Source organism: Pseudarthrobacter sp. AB1 (assembly GCF_014926485.1).
In the GTDB taxonomy this organism is placed as follows: Bacteria; Actinomycetota; Actinomycetes; order Actinomycetales; family Micrococcaceae; genus Arthrobacter.
The window spans coordinates 16,716-34,799 of sequence record NZ_PZKO01000066.1; the positions used below are offsets into that span (position 1 = coordinate 16,716).

General features: G+C 65.8%; 15 protein-coding genes. 11 read left to right on the forward strand and 4 right to left on the reverse strand.

Going from position 1 to position 18,084, the window contains the following annotated elements; all coding sequences use genetic code 11:
- Positions 1–64: 64 nt before the first annotated feature.
- Together DAD99_RS17785 and DAD99_RS17790 are read right to left on the reverse strand one after the other, a co-directional pair.
- Positions 65–1,693: a DUF349 domain-containing protein gene (locus DAD99_RS17785; protein WP_193342572.1), complete on the reverse strand. Its 1,629-nt coding sequence runs from the start codon at positions 1,691–1,693 to the stop codon at positions 65–67.
- Between the two features lie 66 nt (positions 1,694–1,759).
- Entirely contained in the window at positions 1,760–2,560 is an 801-nt protein-coding gene (locus DAD99_RS17790; RefSeq protein WP_193342573.1) for a peptidylprolyl isomerase, read from the reverse strand.
- A gap of 235 nt (positions 2,561–2,795) precedes the next feature.
- On the opposite strand from DAD99_RS17790, the gene hisS reads away from it, so the two are divergent.
- The gene (gene hisS, locus DAD99_RS17795) at positions 2,796–4,178 is read left to right on the forward strand and encodes a histidine--tRNA ligase (RefSeq protein ID WP_193342574.1); all 1,383 of its coding nucleotides are present in this window, start codon (positions 2,796–2,798) and stop codon (positions 4,176–4,178) included.
- A gap of 20 nt (positions 4,179–4,198) precedes the next feature.
- Here the strand turns inward: hisS and DAD99_RS17800 are convergent, their stop codons facing one another.
- Positions 4,199–5,455, reverse strand: a complete 1,257-nt coding sequence (locus DAD99_RS17800) for an APC family permease (RefSeq protein WP_193342575.1) — start codon at positions 5,453–5,455, stop codon at positions 4,199–4,201.
- Positions 5,456–5,565: 110 nt separating this feature from the next.
- On the opposite strand from DAD99_RS17800, the gene aspS reads away from it, so the two are divergent.
- The gene (gene aspS / locus DAD99_RS17805; protein ID WP_193342576.1) at positions 5,566–7,353 is read left to right on the forward strand and encodes an aspartate--tRNA ligase; all 1,788 of its coding nucleotides are present in this window, start codon (positions 5,566–5,568) and stop codon (positions 7,351–7,353) included.
- A 70-nt stretch (positions 7,354–7,423) separates the two neighbouring features.
- Positions 7,424–8,266, forward strand: coding sequence for an N-acetyltransferase (locus DAD99_RS17810; protein ID WP_193342577.1), 843 nt, complete (start codon positions 7,424–7,426; stop codon positions 8,264–8,266).
- On the opposite strand, the gene DAD99_RS17815 is transcribed toward DAD99_RS17810, so the two are convergent.
- On the reverse strand, positions 8,263–8,973 hold the full coding sequence (locus tag DAD99_RS17815) for an acVLRF1 family peptidyl-tRNA hydrolase (RefSeq protein ID WP_193342578.1): 711 nt from the start codon (positions 8,971–8,973) through the stop codon (positions 8,263–8,265). The two genes, DAD99_RS17810 and DAD99_RS17815, sit on opposite strands and share 4 nt — an antisense overlap.
- A 75-nt stretch (positions 8,974–9,048) precedes the next feature.
- Here DAD99_RS17815 and DAD99_RS17820 point away from each other — a divergent pair, with 75 nt between their 5' ends.
- The 8 genes from DAD99_RS17820 (at position 9,049) to DAD99_RS17855 (ending at position 18,064) form a co-directional block, all read left to right on the forward strand.
- Positions 9,049–10,449, forward strand: a complete 1,401-nt coding sequence (locus DAD99_RS17820; RefSeq protein ID WP_193342579.1) for a replication-associated recombination protein A — start codon at positions 9,049–9,051, stop codon at positions 10,447–10,449.
- A gap of 265 nt (positions 10,450–10,714) precedes the next feature.
- The gene (gene rpsD, locus DAD99_RS17825; protein WP_058932352.1) at positions 10,715–11,341 is read left to right on the forward strand and encodes a 30S ribosomal protein S4; all 627 of its coding nucleotides are present in this window, start codon (positions 10,715–10,717) and stop codon (positions 11,339–11,341) included.
- A 145-nt stretch (positions 11,342–11,486) separates the two neighbouring features.
- Entirely contained in the window at positions 11,487–11,861 is a 375-nt protein-coding gene (locus tag DAD99_RS17830; protein WP_111907697.1) for a DUF948 domain-containing protein, read from the forward strand.
- 17 nt (positions 11,862–11,878) lie between these two features.
- Complete coding sequence (locus tag DAD99_RS17835) at positions 11,879–12,124, forward strand: DUF6167 family protein (RefSeq protein ID WP_227008205.1); 246 nt, start codon at positions 11,879–11,881, stop codon at positions 12,122–12,124.
- Between the two features lie 119 nt (positions 12,125–12,243).
- Entirely contained in the window at positions 12,244–14,922 is a 2,679-nt protein-coding gene (alaS, locus tag DAD99_RS17840; RefSeq protein WP_193342580.1) for an alanine--tRNA ligase, read from the forward strand.
- Positions 14,923–14,929: 7 nt separating this feature from the next.
- The gene (gene ruvX / locus DAD99_RS17845; protein WP_193342581.1) at positions 14,930–15,541 is read left to right on the forward strand and encodes a Holliday junction resolvase RuvX; all 612 of its coding nucleotides are present in this window, start codon (positions 14,930–14,932) and stop codon (positions 15,539–15,541) included.
- Entirely contained in the window at positions 15,525–17,207 is a 1,683-nt protein-coding gene (gene mltG, locus DAD99_RS17850; protein ID WP_193342582.1) for an endolytic transglycosylase MltG, read from the forward strand. The genes ruvX and mltG overlap by 17 nt, the downstream gene beginning before the upstream one ends.
- Positions 17,204–18,064 (forward strand): shikimate dehydrogenase, encoded by an 861-nt coding sequence (locus tag DAD99_RS17855; RefSeq protein WP_193342583.1) that lies wholly within the window; start codon positions 17,204–17,206, stop codon positions 18,062–18,064. The genes mltG and DAD99_RS17855 overlap by 4 nt, the downstream gene beginning before the upstream one ends.
- Positions 18,065–18,084 lie beyond the last annotated feature (20 nt).

The following is an 18,084-nucleotide window of genomic DNA, read 5'->3' on the forward strand; positions in this document are numbered from 1 at the left end:
ACCGGGGCCGGGCCTGTGGGTCCTGCGAGAGCCGCCTAACGAAAGGCGTCCTACAAACTACTGACTAGGAGAGTTCGCTGGCCGAGCGCTGGATCTGGTCCAACCAGGCCTGCCTCGCCTCGAGGGCCTCGCGGGCCCCCTTGATCTTGCGCTGGTCGCCGGCTTTTTCGGCCCTGGCGAGATCGTCCTGCAGACCGGAAATGGCTGCTTCCAGCTGGGACAGGGCGCTGTTGGTGCGGGCCTTCGTCTCGGGGTTGGAACGCTGCCAGTTTTCCTCTTCGGCGTGGCGGACAGCGTCCTCCACTTTGCGGAGGCCGGCTTCGATGCGTCCCATGTCGGCGCGGGGGACCTTGCCGGCTTCTTCCCAGCGGTCGCGGACAGACTGAAGCGCCTTTTTGGCAGCGGCCAGGTCCTTGACCGGCAGGATGGTGTTCGCTTCGATGAGGAGCGCTTCCTTCACCGTGAGGTTGGCGGCGTATTCCTGGTCGATCTCCTCGTTGGCAGCCTGCCTGTGTGTGAAGAACACGTCCTGGGCGGCACGGAAACGTGCCCAGAGGGCGTCGTCGTCCTTGCGGCTGGCGCGAGGTGAGGCTTTCCACTCATCCATGAGCCGGCGGTATTCGCCCGCGGCGAAGCCCCAGTCGGTGGACGAAGACAAGGCCTCGGCTTCGGTGATGAGCTTTTCCTTGGCCGATTTGGCGGCCGAGTTGGTGCTGTCCAGCTGGGAGAAGTAGGCGCGGCGGTGACGGTCGAAGATGGTACGGGCGGCACGGAACCGCTTCCACAAGGCGTCCTCGTTGCTGCGGCCGAGCCGGATACCGCCCTTCTGGGCTGTTTTCCAGCTTTCAAAAAGATCGTTCATCCGGGCGCTGGAGGTCTTCCACTGGATCTGTGCAGGATCCTGGCCCGAGATCTCTTCGGCTTCCGCCACGATGGCCTCACGGGCCGCGAGCTCGGCGGAGCGAACGGCGTCGTGTTCCGCCTTCTCTGCCTTTTCGAGTTCGGCGATCTGCACGGAGACAGCATCCAGCCGTGCTTCGGTGGAACGAATGTCTCCCACCATGTTCCGCTCCGCGAGCTGCTCGCGCAGGTGTGTGACGGTCTTCTGCATATCCGTGCTGGGCGCCTTGGAGCTGATGCGCTGCTCCAGGAGCAGGACCTGCGCAACAATGTCGTCATGCTTCCGTGCGAAGTAGGCAAGGGCTTCGTCGTTGCTGACTCCGGGGTACTGGCCCACCGGGTGCTCATCGCCGTCGATCGTCAGGAATACGTGGCCGTCACCCTCGACACGGCCCCACTTTGCGGCTTCCGCCAGGGAGGTCGCGGAGGCACCGGGTGCCGGTGCTGCCACAGGTGCGGCTGCTGCCGGCTTGGGCCGGGCGGCGAAGGCTGCCGGTGACGGAGCGGGTCGAGCTGCCGGAGCAGGCGCCGGTGCCGGTGCCGGGGCTTCCTCAGCGGGAGCCTGAACAGCCGCGCTGTCGTCGACGGCCGCAGGCTCTTCAGCGGGGGCCGTGCCGGCCTCGTCACCTTCAAACGGGGCGGCCACGCCGTCTTGATCCACGTCCGCTGGAGCCTCGGTTTCAACCGTGGCCTGCTCGGCGGTTGCCTGGACAGCGCCTGCCTGGTCAGCCGCGGGGGCTGCTACCTCGGTCAGGTCTGCTGTTGTTTCGTCGGATTTCTGACTGTCTGTCACCGCTAAAAGTCTTTCGCTTGGAGGGAAATACTCACGTACTGCACCGCGGCCATAAGGCCTGGCTTCCTACTTCAGAGAAACCGAGTCTATCGTGACTGGTTGCACAGGTGCTCCGTCTGATGCGCTGGAGCCGGGGGTGATTCCGGCGGCGGCAATGGCGTTCACTGCTTCCATTCCGGAGGTCACCTTGCCCACCACCGTATAGCCCCCGGCCGAGTCGGCGGGAATCACTGTGTCTTTGTAAACCACAAAGAACTGTTTGCCGTTGCCGTAGGCGTTGTCGCCGGAGCGGGCTATTGCAATCGTGCCGGCAGGGTAGGCGTTGTCTGCCGGAGTGTTTTCGAGAGGTCCCCAGGTGTACCCGGGGTCGGCGGCAGCGGTGGCCCCACCGCACTGCAGGAGTCCGAAGGTTTCACCCGTAGTCAGCCGGTGGCACGCGCTGCCGTTGTAGAAGCCCTCGTCCGTCAGTGCTTTGAAGACCGCGGCAGCCTGGGGTGCCTTGGTGCCGTCGATTTCGACGCCGAGCACGTTTCCGTTCAGTGCCATTTCTCCAGTGAACACCTTGCCGGCGGCGGTGTCCGCGGCCGGGATGTTGGCGCCGTTCGTGGCGGGCGCGGAAGGCTCGGGGGAGTCCGTTGGGTTGGTCAGGCCGGCCACAATGGCGGCGTATTCGTCCTCCGTGGGGTTGCCGGCAAAGGCAGTCAGCTGGAGCACGACGGCGAGCAGGACGGCGGCGGTGCCGGCGCCGGCGGCGATGAGGTTGTCGCGCTTGCGCCGTTTTTCCTGGTCCCGCCGCAGCTCGCGCTTTGCCTCCATCTGCTGGATGCGCCGTTTGGCTTCGCGGGCGCTGCGTGAACTGGCCGCCACTGGTCCTCCTGTATGTCGGGCCGTGTCCGGTCAATACTGAATCCGAACGCGGGTGTCTGCCGGCCGCCCTCTGCGCTGCCGGCCGCCGTATTAGAGATGCCGGCGGATGACGCATAAACTGACTGCCGCACATAGTTTATGCATGAGTTGCCGGACTGCCGCCGTTCCCCGCCCGTTTCGGGTGGAATGCCGGGCAAAGTCCCAGGCACCCTTCATCAAGAGGAGAACATCCACCATGGCACGCACCGCCTCCCTGTCCGGATTCCCCGAGTGGCTTCCCGAGGAGCGGCTGGTGGAGCTGCACGTGTTGGACACCCTTCGCAGGGTTTTTGAGCTGCACGGCTTCGCGTCCATCGAGACGCGTGCCGTGGAAACCGTCGGCCAGCTCTTGCGAAAGGGTGAGATTGATAAGGAGGTCTACGGCCTCAGCCGCCTTCAGGACGACGACGCCGATACCTCCGACGCGGGGAAGGCCGGCAAATCGGACCCCAACGCCCTCGCGCTCCACTTCGACCTCACGGTGCCTTTTGCGCGGTACGTCGTCGAGAACGCAGGATACCTCGCGTTCCCGTTCCGGCGCTACCAGATCCAGAAAGTCTGGCGCGGGGAACGCCCGCAGGAAGGCCGGGCCCGCGAATTCACCCAGGCAGACATCGATGTTGTGGGCGACGGGGAGCTGCCGTTTCGCTATGACGTGGAGATTGCCCTGGTCATCGCGGAAGCCTTGAGCGCCCTGCCGATTCCGGACTTCCGCCTGCGGATCAACAACCGCAAGCTTGCCGAGGGCTTCTACCGGGGCATTGGCCTTGACGACACCGCCGGTGTGCTCCGCAGCATCGACAAGCTGGAAAAGGTTGGCGCAACCAAGGTCGCAGAGCTGCTCAGGACCGAACTGGGTGCCTCCGATGAGCAGGCGCAGGCGGCGCTGAAGCTGGCAGGAATCCGCACCGAGGACACCTCGTTTGTGGCCCGGGTCCGGGCGCTCGGCGTGTCGAATGACCTCCTCGAGGAGGGCCTCAATGAACTGGAACAGGTGATCGCGGCCGCCGTTCAGCGCGCGCCTGGCAAGGTCATTGCCGACCTCAGCATCGCCCGCGGCCTGGACTACTACACCGGCACGGTGGTGGAGACGGTCCTGGTGGGCCACGAACAGCTCGGTTCCATCTGCTCCGGTGGCCGCTACGACGCGTTGGCGAGCAAGGGCAACCGCAAGTTCCCAGGCGTCGGCCTCTCCATCGGTGTGACGCGGCTGGTGTCGCGCATCCTGAGCCAGGACCTGGCCAAGGCCTCACGGTCGGTCCCCACCGCCGTGCTGGTGGCGCTCAGCACTGACGACAGCTGGGATGCGGCGCAGGATGTTGCTGCCCAGCTCCGCAGCCGGGGCATTGCCACGGAAGTGGCTGCCAAGGCGGAGAAGTTCGGCAAGCAGATCAAATTCGCGGACCGCCGCGGCATCCCGTTCGTCTGGTTCACCGACGACGACGGCAAGCACCAGGTCAAGGACATCCGGTCCGGCCAGCAGGCCGACGCCGATCCCGCAACCTGGGCGCCGCCGTCGGAAGACCTCAAGGTCCAGGTCAGAACAGCACTCGAGGCAGCAGCCGGCCAGCCGGCCTGACCGGCGCAGTTTGGCGCCGGCTAGCGGCGCAGTCGAAGCACCCCGAAGCGGCCAGCCGCTCCTGCGGCCAGGACAGCGGCCATCCCCAGCACTGAGGCGGGCGGCAATGTGAAGGCCAGCAGCAGGCAGCTGATGAAGCCAGCCACATTGAGCCACCGTGGGCCGTGGGCCGGATGCTCCTCCAGGGTGTACGCCGCGGCGTTGGTCACCGCGTAGTAGACGAGCACGCCAAAGCTGGAGAACCCCACCACCGTCATCACGTCAGTGGTCAGGATCAGGAAAATCACGACGGCGGCCACCGCCAGTTCTGCCACGAACGGCACCGTATGCCTGCCGCCCACACGTGCCAGGGGCGCCGGCAGATCGCGTTCCCGCGCCATGGCCAGGGTGGTGCGGCCCACCCCGGTGATGAGGGCCAGCAACGCGCCCAGGCAGGCCGCTGCCGCGCCGGCCTGCACGACCGGTGCGCCGGCGGCCAGCTGCGAATTAGCCACTGCGTCCAGCAGCGGGGCCGAAGCGGCGGCCAACCGGCCTTCGGTTAAGTGGTTCTGGAGCAGTAGCGCCATCGCCAGGTAGATAACGAAGGCTCCGGCGAGGGCCGCCAGGATCGCGCGCGGAATGGTCCTGGCCGGGTCCTTGACTTCCTCGCCCAAGGTGGCGATGCGCGCATAGCCGGCGAAGGCGAAGAACATCAGGCCGGCGGCCGGCAGGACGCCGCTGAAGCCAGCGGCAGCTCCGCCGTCGGCCGTCCCGCCTGTCGAAAAGCCGGACGGATGCGGCCCCACGATCGCGGCAACGGCAACAAACACCAGCGTGGCCAGGACAACGCACAACAGGATCCTGGTCAGCAGCGCTGTGCGGGTAATCCCAAACAGGTTCACAGCGGTCAGCGCCACGACCGCAGCGATGGCCACCGGCACTGCGTAGCCCGGGGAGACATAGTGGCCGAAGGTGAGGGCCATGGCGGCGCAGGAGGCCGTCTTCCCGCTGACAAATCCCCAGCCGGCCAGGAAACCAGGCCATTCCCCCAAACGTTTGCGTCCGTATACGTACGTTCCGCCGCTCGCCGGATACCGTGCGGCCAACTCCGCGGAAGCCACCGCGTTGCAGTAGGCCACGGCACCCGCGATCAGGACGGAGAGGACCAGGAAATGTCCGGCCAGTCCCGCGGCCGGGGCGAAGACCACAAAAACGCCGGCCCCGAGCATGGAGCCGAGGCCGATGGACGTGGCGTCAAACACGCCAAGGCTCCGTTGCAGCTGCTGGTGTTCGGACATGGGGTAGGCGGGCCTTTCCAGCGGGTAAACTCAGACGGGATTGTTCCCGGAACGATCCTATGCAGTTTTTATCTTTTGTTTTCCTGCTGTCGTCTTCAGAAAGGCGTGCTGTGCTGCGCACACATGACCTCGGATCCCTTCGCTCCGAGCACATTGGACAAACCGTAACCCTGGCCGGCTGGGTGGGCCGTCGTCGTGATCACGGTGGTGTTGCATTCGTGGATCTGCGCGATGCGTCCGGCGTGGCCCAGGTTGTGGTCCGTGAGGAAGAGGTCTTCCACGGCCTGCGCAACGAGTACGTCCTGCAGATCACCGGCACTGTCTCCAAGCGCCCCGAGGGCAACGAAAACCCCAACCTTGCCAGCGGCGCCATCGAGGTTATCGCGGACAAGGTGGTTATCCTCAACACCTCCGATCCGCTTCCGTTCCAGATCGATGAGCACGTGGAAGTCGGTGAGGAAGCACGGCTGAAGCACCGCTACCTCGACCTGCGCCGCCCCGGCCCCGCCCGCAACCTCCGGCTGCGCTCCGAAGCCAACCGGATCGCGCGCGAACTGCTCCACCAGGACGGTTTTGTCGAGATCGAAACCCCCACGCTGACACGTTCGACGCCGGAAGGCGCCCGCGACTTTGTGGTGCCCGCCCGCCTGGCGCCGGGTTCCTGGTACGCGCTGCCGCAGTCCCCACAGCTTTTCAAGCAACTCCTGCAGGTGGGTGGCTTCGAGAAGTACTACCAGATCGCGCGCTGCTACCGCGACGAGGACTTCCGCGCCGACCGCCAGCCCGAATTCACCCAGCTGGACATCGAAGCAAGCTTCGTCGACCAGGACGACATCATTGCGCTGGGCGAAAACATAGTCAAGGCGCTGTGGAAGCTGATCGACGTCGAGATCCCCACCCCCATCCATCGCATCACCTACGCAGATGCGATGGCGCGCTATGGCTCGGACAAACCCGATCTCCGTTTCGGCGTGGAACTGACTGAGCTCACCGAATTCTTCAAGGACACCGGCTTCGGCGTCTTCAAGGCCCCGTATGTCGGCGCCGTGGTGATGCCCGGCGGCGCTTCCCAGCCGCGACGCACCCTGGACGGCTGGCAGGAATTCGCCAAGCAGCGCGGCCACAAGGGCCTGGCATACGTCCTCTTCAAGGAAGACGGCGAACTGGCTGGCCCGGTTGCCAAGAACCTGAACGAAACCGAGCGTGCAGGCCTCGCCGACGCCGTGGGCGCCAATCCGGGCGACTGCATCTTCTTCGCCGCCGGTGAGAAGTCAGCGGCCCGCGCCCTCCTGGGTGCTGCCCGCGTGGAGATCGGCCACCGCACCGGCCTGATCGATGCTGGCGCCTGGGCCTTCTGCTGGGTTGTTGACGCCCCCATGTTCGAACCGGCCGCCGCAGCGGTGGCGTCCGGCGATGTGGCTGTTGGTGCCGGAAAGTGGACGGCCGTCCACCACGCCTTCACCTCGCCCAAGCCCGAGTTCATGGACACGTTCGACAAGGATCCGGAATCGGCCCTGTCCTACGCGTACGACATTGTCTGCAACGGCAACGAAATCGGTGGCGGCTCCATCCGTATCCACGAGCGTGATGTCCAGGAGCGGGTCTTCGAACTGATGGGGCTGGACAAGGCAGATGCCCAGACTAAGTTCGGCTTCCTGCTCGAAGGCTTCAAGTTCGGCGCTCCTCCGCACGGCGGCATCGCGTTCGGCTGGGACCGTGTGGTGGCACTGCTGGCAGGGGTGGAGTCCATCCGCGACGTCATCGCCTTCCCGAAGACCGGCAACGGCTACGACCCGCTGACGCAGGCACCCGCGCCAATCACGGCGCAGCAGCGCAAGGAAGCGGGCGTGGACTTCAAGCCCCAAACGAGGCCGGAAGAGCCCAAAAAGGCCGAGTAATCTGAACACCGCAGTCGAGAGGCTCCCCGGGAAACCGGGGGGTCTTTCGCATTCTGAAGGGTGGTATGCCATGACAATTTCAGTCCCAGCACCGTCCATGCCGGGGCTTGAGGCGATGATGGATGCGGCCTGGCCGGCCCCGGAGCGCGAGGAGTCCGACGGCTGGGTGCTTCGCGCGGCCTCCGGCGTGACCCAACGCGCGAATTCGGTCTGGCCGCGCGAGCCGGAAGGCGAGACCCACGAGCAGCACGAGGCTCTGCGTGCGGCGCGGCTGTGGTACCGCAGCCGGCGCCTGCCCCTGATTTTGCAGGTCTTTGATGATCCCCGCTCCACCGGACTGAATACCGTCCTCGACGGGGAAGGCTTCACCCGGCAAGCCGAAACACTGGTGATGTGCCGGAGCAGCGGCGCCAACTGGGCGGACCAACCTGCGGCTCGACCAGCGGTGACCTACCCCGCGGTGGCCGATCCCGGCGTCGAAATCTCCCCGGACGCCAGCGATGAGTGGCTTGCGCTGTGGTGGAGCGTCGATGGCCGCGGCGGCCCGGGCCAGCGGGAGACAGCACGCCGCATCCTGGCAGGCTGCCCGTCGGTGTATGCCCTGGTGAGGTCCGACGACGGCGCCCCCGCCGCCGTCGGACGGCTGGCTGTTCCTGACGCGGAGGCGACAGGGGATTGGGGCGGGCTTTACTGCATGGCCACCCGCCCGGACGCCCGGCGGCGCGGCCATGCCCTGCGGATTATGCGGGCACTCCTGCACGAAGGCGCCGCCCGGAACTTAGCCGGCTACTGGCTGCTGGTCACTGTAGCGAATTCCGGCGCCCAGCAGCTCTACGCCAAGGCGGGATTCCGGGAAACCGGCCGCTACCTCTACCGGCAGGAACGGCCCAAGCGCCATCTGACCGGCTGCTAAGCGGCCGGGAAATTCGGGTTGTTTGCCGGGTTGGTCGCCGGCGCGTCGGCGACCTGGATCCTGACCGCGCAGACATCCGCGGCGGCCTTCCGCAGCACCGAGCCGTTGGGATCGGGCACATCCAGGAAGTCCAGCCGGGGGAGTGAGGCATAGGGCCTCAGGGCAGGGTGGCCCATGACCAGCCCAGCAAGGGTCCGGTCCCCGCCGGGAGCAAGATACTCCAAAGGCTGGCCGCCGAAGGCTGCTGCTGCATATGCTGCCACTTTCTCCACCAGCTCATCCGCCTGGTTGGCCCGGCGGCGTGCGAACCGCTGCTGGGACTGGCCACCGGCCGCAGTGCGGGACTGTACGTAGCGGGTGCCCGTTTTGGACGCGAGCAGGATGCCTTCCCTGGCCACGGCCGCCGCGTAGCCGCCGCGCCGCACCAGGACCAGTCCGGCCGTCCGGGGCTGGGCGGCGACGGAGGCCAGGCGCGCCAGCGGATCGGCTCCCCGTCCAGGGCGTCCGTCCGGTGGCCAAGGCGCCTGGAGCAGTGCTGTGGTGCCGTCGGCCGCCAGAAGCCGCACGCCGGCGTCGTCATCGCTGATCCGGAAGCCGCCGTGCGCGGCCCCGAAACGCTCCGCCCATCCGGGCAGGCGTTCGCCGGACACAAACGCGGTCCTGACGGACCCCGGACGGCCGGCGCCGGTGGTGCTGCGTGCGCTCATGGCGGGATCCCTTAGGTGGCGGGCGGAAAATGGAGGGCGGAAGTGGGGCGGTGAACTAATGAGTAGCCTATCTATGTGGATGATCTCTTCGCCCAAGGGCATGGCAATGACGACGACGACAGTGACGAACCGCCGTCGTCCGGCCGTACCGCCGCGCCGCGCAGCCCCTTGGCCGTCCGGATGCGGCCACGCACGCTCGATGATGTGGTGGGCCAGCAGCACCTGCTGGGGCAAGGATCGCCATTGCGGCAGCTGGCGGCCGGCACCGACGCCCTGGGTCCGGCGGGCCCCAGCTCCCTGATCCTCTGGGGACCGCCCGGGACCGGAAAAACCACGCTCGCCCACGTGATCGCCAAGGGCAAGGGGCGGAAGTTCGTGGAGCTGTCGGCCATCACCGCGGGCGTCAAGGACGTTCGTCGGGTCATGGACGAAGCCCTCACAGCGCGGGATCTCTACAAAACCACCACGGTGCTTTTCCTCGACGAGATCCACCGCTTCAACAAGGCACAGCAGGATGCCCTGCTGCCCGGCGTGGAGAACCGCTGGGTGGTGCTTGTGGCGGCAACCACCGAAAACCCGTCCTTTTCGGTGGTCTCGCCGCTGCTGTCCCGTTCCCTCCTGCTCACCCTGAAACCACTGACGGAGGCGGACATCGAAGGGCTCCTGCAGCGCGCCGTGTCCGACGATCGCGGCCTGAACGGGAAAGTGGAGCTCAGCCCTGAGGCCTTGGCCCACCTCGTCAGGCTCGCCGGCGGCGATGCGCGCCGTGCATTGACAGCCCTCGAAGCGGCGGCGGGAGTGGCATTCGGGGATGCGGACGACGCCGATGCCGACTCGCTGGTCACCGTCGAGCTCAAGCACACCGAACGTGCCCTGGATGTGGCCGCCGTGCGGTACGACCGCGCCGGGGACCAGCACTACGACGTCGCCAGCGCCTTCATCAAATCCGTCCGCGGGTCCGACGTGGACGCCGCACTGCACTACCTCGCCAGGATGCTGGAGGCTGGGGAGGACCCGAGGTTCATCGCCCGGCGCATCGTGATTTCGGCGGCGGAGGACGTGGGAATGGCGGACCCCACGGCGCTGCAGACGGCCGTTGCCGCCGCCCAGGCGGTGCAGCTGATCGGCATGCCCGAAGGGCGGATCGTCCTGGCCGAGGCTGTGGTGCACCTGGCCACCGCGCCGAAATCCAATGCCGCATACATGGGTATCAACAAGGCCATCGCGGATGTCCGTGCCGGCCTGGGCAACGGGATCCCGGCGCACCTGCGTGATGCGCACTACCCGGGCTCCAAACAGCTGGGCCACGGGCTCGGCTACAAGTACGCCCACGATGCGCCCCATTCCGTGGCAAGCCAGCAGTACCCGCCGGATGACCTGGTGGGCCGGGACTACTACGAGCCCACCGGCAACGGTGCGGAACGGGACATTGCCGTGCGCCTCGAACGGCTGCGGAAGATCATCCGCGGCACCTGACCGGCGTGCGTGGTGGAGTGACCCCGGCGGTGCTGCCACCGGAGTGACGCGGGGGAGAGGCGGCCGGAGTGTGGGATTGCAGGCGAATCCTGCTAAGATTGTTCGTTGTCTGGCAAGGCGCGGACGCAATCTCCCCATCCTTCAGTATTTTCTGCTGGTTCGTTGGGGTAGCCCTGTGCCCAGTAGCAAAAGGCAGCGGTTGGCCGATGCTCTCCATTATGGAGGCCAGTAACACTGACACACCGCAGATATTGGAAGGACACAAGTGGCTAACAACACTCGTGCTCGCCGTACAGCACGCCTCTCGCGTGCACTCGGCATTGCTCTGACCCCCAAGGCCGCCAAGTACATGGAGCGCCGCCCGTACGGCCCCGGTGAGCATGGCCGTGCCCGCAAGAAGCAGGACTCCGACTACGCCGTACGTCTGCGCGAAAAGCAGCGTCTGCGCGCCCAGTACGGCATCCGCGAAGCCCAGATGACCCGCGCCTTCGAAGAAGCCCGCCGGACCAAGGGCCTGACCGGTGAAAACCTGATCGAACTGCTCGAAATGCGTCTTGACGCCCTCGTGCTGCGTGCCGGCTTCGCCCGCACCATCGCCCAGGCCCGCCAGCTCGTTGTGCACCGCCACATCATGGTTGACGGCATCCGTGTTGACCGCCCGTCCTTCCGCGTCAGCGAAGGCCAGCTTGTCCACGTCCACACCCGCAGCGAAACCATGGTTCCGCTCCAGGTTGCAGCAGCCGGCGCACACCGCGACGTCCTGCCCCAGGTTCCGGCCTACCTGGACGTCAAGCTTGACGCCCTGCAGGCCCGCCTGGTCCGTCGCCCGAAGCGCTCCGAGGTTCCCGTAACCTGCGAAGAGCAGCTCGTCGTCGAATTCTACGCACGCTAAATCCCAGCAGCGTATCCAAAGAAGCCCGTGGCAAGCGCCACGGGCTTCTTTGTATGTAAGGTACTTGGGGGACATCTGCGGAACGCATCAAGGCAGCGTACGCGGAGATAAAAGATCCACGTCAGTTTCAAGGAGTTGAACGTCTATGTCTGGTGGCGATATTGCCGGCCTGATCGCGGCCGGAGTGTTCGCACTCCTGGTGCTGCTGCTCGCCGTGCCCATCCTGAAGCTCGGCAGTGTGCTGGAAGAAATTCGGACGTCCATCCGGTCCCTCAGCGATGGCGCCACGCCCCTGATGGACGAAGTCACGGCGACCGTCTCCACCACGAACCAGCAGCTCAAGAAAGTGGATGGCATCGCCTCCAACGTTTCGGATGCGTCGGCAAACCTTTCGGCGCTGTCATCACTCGTTGCAGCGACCGTGGGTTCACCGCTGATCAAGGTGGCGGCCTTCAGCTACGGCGTGCGCTCGGCCCTCGCCAACCGCAAGAAGCCCGCCCCCGGCCGTCGTAGCCGCTAAGCCACCGGAGAACTGAAATGAAGCGATTTGTCTGGATGGGAATCGGCGTGGCCATTGGTGTCATCGCTTTCCGCAAGATCAGCGAAGCCCAGTCCAACCTGGGGCCCGAGGGCCTGAACCGCGCCGTGGGCCGGCTGGCCGACGGCGTGTACGACTTTGCCGATGCCGTGCGTGCCGGAATGCATGAGCGCGAGACGGACCTCCGGGCCGCCCTCGGGATCGATTCCCCGGCCGTCCCATCGCGGGATCCAGCCCACCGCTGAACGCACGGGAAAATCGCGCGGGAATTAAACCAGCAGCCGCCGCTTGCCGGCGCTGCCGTCTGAATCAATAAGTCATGCGTGGCACAACGCGTGAACCGAGAAGGGTATGTAATCAGCTCATGAAGTCGCAGGAGATCACAAAGCGCTGGGTGGACTTTTTTGTCAGCAAAGGGCACACCGCGGTTCCCTCCGCCTCGCTGGTCTCCAGCGACCCCTCCCTCCTGTTCACCGTGGCCGGAATGGTCCCGTTCATCCCTTACCTGACTGCCCGTGAAGAGGCACCATTCGACCGGGCCACCAGCGTTCAAAAGTGCATCCGAACGGGTGACATCGAAGAGGTGGGCAAAACCGCCCGCCACGGCACGTTCTTCCAGATGTGCGGCAACTTCTCCTTCGGCGATTACTTCAAGGAAGACGCCATCAAGTACGCCTGGGAGCTGCTCACCAAGAGCGTGGACGACGGCGGCTACGGCCTTCCGCCGGAACTGCTGTGGGTGACGGTTTACGAAGAGGACGACGAAGCCAAGGAGCTGTGGCTGACAAACACCGGCGTTCCGTCCGAGCGTATCCAGCGTATGGGTAAGGCCGACAACTACTGGCACACCGGCCAGCCGGGCCCAGCAGGCCCCTGCTCGGAGATCTACTACGACCGGGGTCCCGCCTACGGCGTCGAGGGCGGACCCATTGCGGACGAAAACCGCTACGTTGAAATCTGGAACCTGGTGTTCATGCAGTACCAGATCGATAACGTGCGCTCCAAAGACGACTTCGACGTCGTCGGGGAGCTGCCCAAAAAGAACATCGACACCGGCCTCGGCATGGAGCGCCTCGCGATGATCCTGCAGGGCGTCGAGAACATGTACGAGACCGACCAGGTCCGGCCTGTGATCGACAAGGCAGCCGAACTGTCGGGCCGGGAATACACGTCGGCCGAAACACCCGAGGATCCGCACCACACGGACGACGTCCGCATGCGGGTGGTGGGCGACCACATCCGTTCGGCCCTCATGCTGATCGCCGACGGCGTGACCCCGTCCAACGAGGGCCGCGGCTACGTCCTGCGCCGCCTGATCCGCCGCGCCGTGCGTTCCATGCGCCTGCTCGGCGTCGAAAAGGCCTGCCTGCCGGACCTGCTCCCCGCCTCACGTGATGCCATGAAGGGCGTCTACCCCATCGTGGCAACCGACTTTGACCGCATCAGCCGGATCGCCTATGCCGAAGAGCGGGCCTTCCTTCGCACCATCGCTTCAGGTACCGCCCGCCTCGAAGACGCCGTGACGGAGTCCAAAGCCGCCGGCACGGCGCTGTCCGGCGCCGATGCCTTCGCCCTGCACGACACCTACGGATTCCCGATCGACCTCACGCTGGAGATGGCTGAGGAAGCCGGCCTCAAGGTCGATGAGCCGGAATTCCGCCGCCTGATGCTCGAACAGCGCCACCGTGCGCAGGCCGACGCGAAGGGCAAGAAGGGCGGCCACGCCGATCTCAGCGCCTTCCAGGAGCTGCTGGCGCAGGGCGAGACTGTCTTCACCGGGTACACCGAGCTGGATGGTGAGTCCCGGGTCCGGGGCATCCTGAGCCGCGGACAGAACGTGGGGCACGCCGCCACAGGCGACGAAATTGAACTCGTCCTGGCGGAGACCCCGTTCTACGCTGAGGCAGGCGGCCAATCGGCCGACACCGGCCTCATCACCGGTGACGGATTCGTCGTCGAGGTTCTGGACGTCCAACGGCCCCTCAAAGGCCTGAGCGTCCACAAGGCAATCGTCCGCGAAGGCGAGATCGGCACCGACTCGCTGGTCCGCGCAGCCGTGGACCGCGAGCGGCGCCACGCGGCCGAGCAGGCCCACACCGGCACGCACATTGTGCACGCCGCCCTGCACCAGATCCTCGGCCCCGAAGCAACCCAGCGCGGTTCCTACAACAAGGCCGGCTACCTGCGCTTCGACTTCGCCTGGGGCGAAGGCCTCAGCACCGCCACGCGTTCGGAAATAGAGGAAGTTTCCAACCTCACCATCCGCAACAACTTCCGCGTGGAGACCAAGGTCATGGGCCTGGCAGAGGCCAAGGCGCTGGGCGCCATGGCGCTCTTCGGCGAAAACTACGGCAGCGAAGTCCGTGTTGTGGAGATCGACGGCGCGTGGTCCCGGGAACTCTGCGGCGGCACGCACGTGGCAAACACGTCCCTGATCGGCAGCCTGTCGTTGCTCGGCGAGCAGTCAGTCGGTTCAGGCAACCGCCGGGTTGAGGCTTTCGTGGGCATGGATGCTTTCCGCCATCTGGCCGCCGAGCGCGCCCTGGTGACTGAACTGACCGAGATGCTCAAAGTACCTTCCGGCCAGCTCGCCGACAGGATCGCCAGCACGCTGAACAAGCTCAAGGCCACGGAGAAGGAACTCGACCGCCTGCGGAAGGAACAAATCGCCGCGGCGGCCGGAAACCTCGTGGGCACAGCACGGGACGCGGCCGGCATCCAGGTCATCGCACACGACGCCGGCCAGATCGGCGGGGCAGACGACATCCGCAACCTCGCCCTCGACCTGCGCAACCGCCTCGGTTCGGGAGCATCCACCGTGGCAGTGGCCGGTGTCAGCAATGACCGGCCCATGATTCTTGTGGCCACCAACGAAGCAGCCCGGGAAGCCGGGGTGAAAGCCGGTGCCCTGGTCCGGATCGCGGCCGGAATCCTCGGCGGCGGCGGCGGCGGCAAGGACGACGTTGCCCAGGGTGGCGGCACGGACGCCGCCAACATCGCACCGGCGCTGGCCGCCGTTGTGGACGCCATCTCCCGGCGCTAGGGAAGCTGTGACAGAATCCGTTGGCGCCGCCGTCTATCCGCAGGGCATTAAACTGGGGGTAGACGTCGGCACCGTGCGCGTGGGTGTCGCCATCTGCGACCGGGACGAAATCCTCGCCACCCCCCACAAGACCCTGGACCGCAACGTCAAGAGGAATTCCGACGTGCGTGTCATCGTGTCGCTCGCTGCGGAGCTCGGCGCCGTCCAGGTCTTCGTCGGGCTGCCACGCACCATGAAGGGCGAGGAACACGCCTCTGCCAGGATGGCCACCGTCTACGCCGAACTGCTGGTTGCGGAGTTCGTTGCCCGCGAAATGGATGTTTCCGTCAACCTGGTGGACGAGCGCCTGAGCAGTGTTACGGCGCACCGTAACCTGCACGAAGCTGGCTTGAGCAGCCGGAACCACCGTAAAGTGGTGGATCAGGTCGCGGCGGCAGGCATCCTCCAGCACGCCATCGACATGCAGAAAGCCAGGGGAACGGACGTTGGCAGCCGCGTGACTGCGCCGCCGCGTACTCGGCCATCCGGAGCAGGTTCGGCGGTTCAGCCCGAACATGCGGCCCCTGAAGGCACGACCCGATCCCAGAACACGGAAGGCTACAGTGAGCCCGTCCAATAATGACGACGCCTCAGGCGCCACGAGCAACGATGGCGCCAGGCCGCTGACCCGAAAAGAGCTGCGCGCCCTGGAGAAGCACACGGGAAGCAGCGATGTGGTTCCCGAACAGGCCTACGAAACGGGGCAGGATGCGCCTGGACCTGCCACGGCTCCCGGTCCCGAAGCTGCACCCGCTCCTGAGCCCCAGCCGGACCCGGTCCACGCACCCGAACCGGTCCACGCACCCGAACCGGTCCATGCGCCCGAGACTGAGCTGCAGCCGATTATTCCCACAGCTCCGGATGTGCCGCCCTCCATCCAGGACGCCGGACCCATCGCAGACCACCATCCGGATGACGCCCAGGATCAGGAATACCACCCTGAAGACCAGCACTTTCATGAAGCCCACGACGCCGGGCACCACAACCCTGGCGAAGCGCTCCATGACGCCGGGCACCACAACCCTGGCGAAGCGCTCCATGACGCCGGACACCAGTATCCGGACGGGCAACACCATGATGCAGGCCACCTTGATGATCACCTTGTGGATGACCACTATCCAGATGATGATCATGCCGACTCCGGCCTGTTCGCCGGCGCAGCCGCGGGTTCCGTAGTGGCAAAGCCCTCCAAGAAGGTGCGGCGCCGGCGCCGCCTCCTGGCACTGTTCCTGACTCTCGTGGTCTTCGTGGCAGCGATCGCCGTGGGCGCGCAGTTCCTGAAGCCCCTGCTGGGAAACGATAAGGCGGCCGACTACCCCGGCCCCGGTACAGGCGAAGTCATAGTTTCGGTCCAGCCAGGTGAAGGTACGCGCTCCGTGGCCACCAAACTGGAAAGCGGAAAAGTCGTGGCCAACGCTGACACTTTCCTGCAGGCATTTGCTTCCTCGGGCGGAACCCTGTCGCCGGGGGACTACACATTCAAGATGGAAATGAAGAACTCCGACGCCGTCAGCCTCCTGCTCGGCACCGACAAGAGCAAGGTCATCTACTTCGCCTTGAGTGCCGGTCTCAGGGTCGGGGAGTCGCTTCAGGCCATCTCCGAGGGCTCCGGTGTGTCGCTGCAGCAACTGAAGGAGCTCAGCAACGCTCCCGCACAGTTTGGGCTCCCAGCCAACGCCAAAAACCTTGAGGGTTTCCTCGCCCCGGGGGAGTACCGCTTCCCGCTTGGCACACCGGCCAAGGAAATCCTCCAGTCGCTGGTGAAAGTAACCACGGACGAACTTGTGGCACAGGGCATCACTGATCCGGCGAAGCAGTATGAAGCTGTGATCGTGGCGAGCATTGTCCAGGCCGAAGGCGGACAGGCTGAGTACGGCGACGTTGCCGGGGCCATCTACAACCGCCTCAAGCCGAATGACCAGACCTCCGGATTTTTGCAGGTGGATTCTGCTGTGACGTACGGGCTCGGCACTAAGAGCTTCAACTTCACCGATGAAGAACGCCGGGACAAATCCAACGTGTACAACACATACGCCAACCCGGGCCTGCCGCCGGGGCCCATCGGCTCCCCGGGCAGGACCGCCATCGATGCGGCGGCGAAGCCCAAAACGAACGACTACCTGTACTGGGTAACCATCAACCTGGACACGAAGGAGACCAAGTTCTCCAAGACGCTCGACGAACACAACATCTACGTCAACCAGTACAACACCTGGTGCCAGGCCAACGTGGGCCGCTGCGCATGAGTCTCCGGGCCGCCGTCCTGGGCCATCCGATCAGCCACTCCAAGTCCCCGGCCCTGCACCTTGCGGCCTACGGCAAACTCGGGATGGACATCGGCTACACGGCCCTGGACCTGACCGAGCAGTCGCTGCCGGCGTTTATGGAACAGATCAGGACGCAGCAGGGCTGGCGTGGACTGTCCGTGACCATGCCCCTGAAATCAGGCATGTTTGCCGAAGTGGACGAAGTCCGCGGCGTGGCAAGGACACTGGGCGTGGTCAACACCGTCGCCTTCGAGGAAAACCTCGGCTCCGTCAGGCGCATCGGCTACAACACCGACGTGGCCGGCATCGTCAACGCTGTCCTTAACGCCGGGGTGGCAGCCAGCCCCGCTGCCGTGGTCCTGGGCGGAGGCGGTACCGCCGCAGCCGCAGTGGCCGCGCTCAAGGACCTGGGCACGCAGCACGCGCAGGTGTTCGTCCGGGATATCTCCCGGGCAGGGGAAGCGCGCGCCGCCGCGGCCGGAGTGGGTCTTTCCATCGTCGTCCGGCCGCTGACCGAAGCCGCCGTTCCGACCGCAAGTGCCGACGTCGTAATTTCCACGCTCCCGCCGCGCGCAGCGGACGGGCTGGCGGCGGAAATCGCCGCCTTGGGAACCGGAACACCCGGGGTTCTCCTGGACGTGGCCTATGATCCGTGGCCCAGCCAGATTGCGTCGGCGTGGCAGTCCGGCGGGGGTGCGGTGGTGCCCGGACTCGAGATGTTGATGTACCAGGCGGTGGAACAGGTACGCTTGTTCACCGGCCGCGGCGATGACGTGAATGCAGCTGTCATAGATGTGATGTGTGACGCAGTCGGCCTTCCCCGACGGGCGTTCTGACCGCCATACGTGGCAGGATG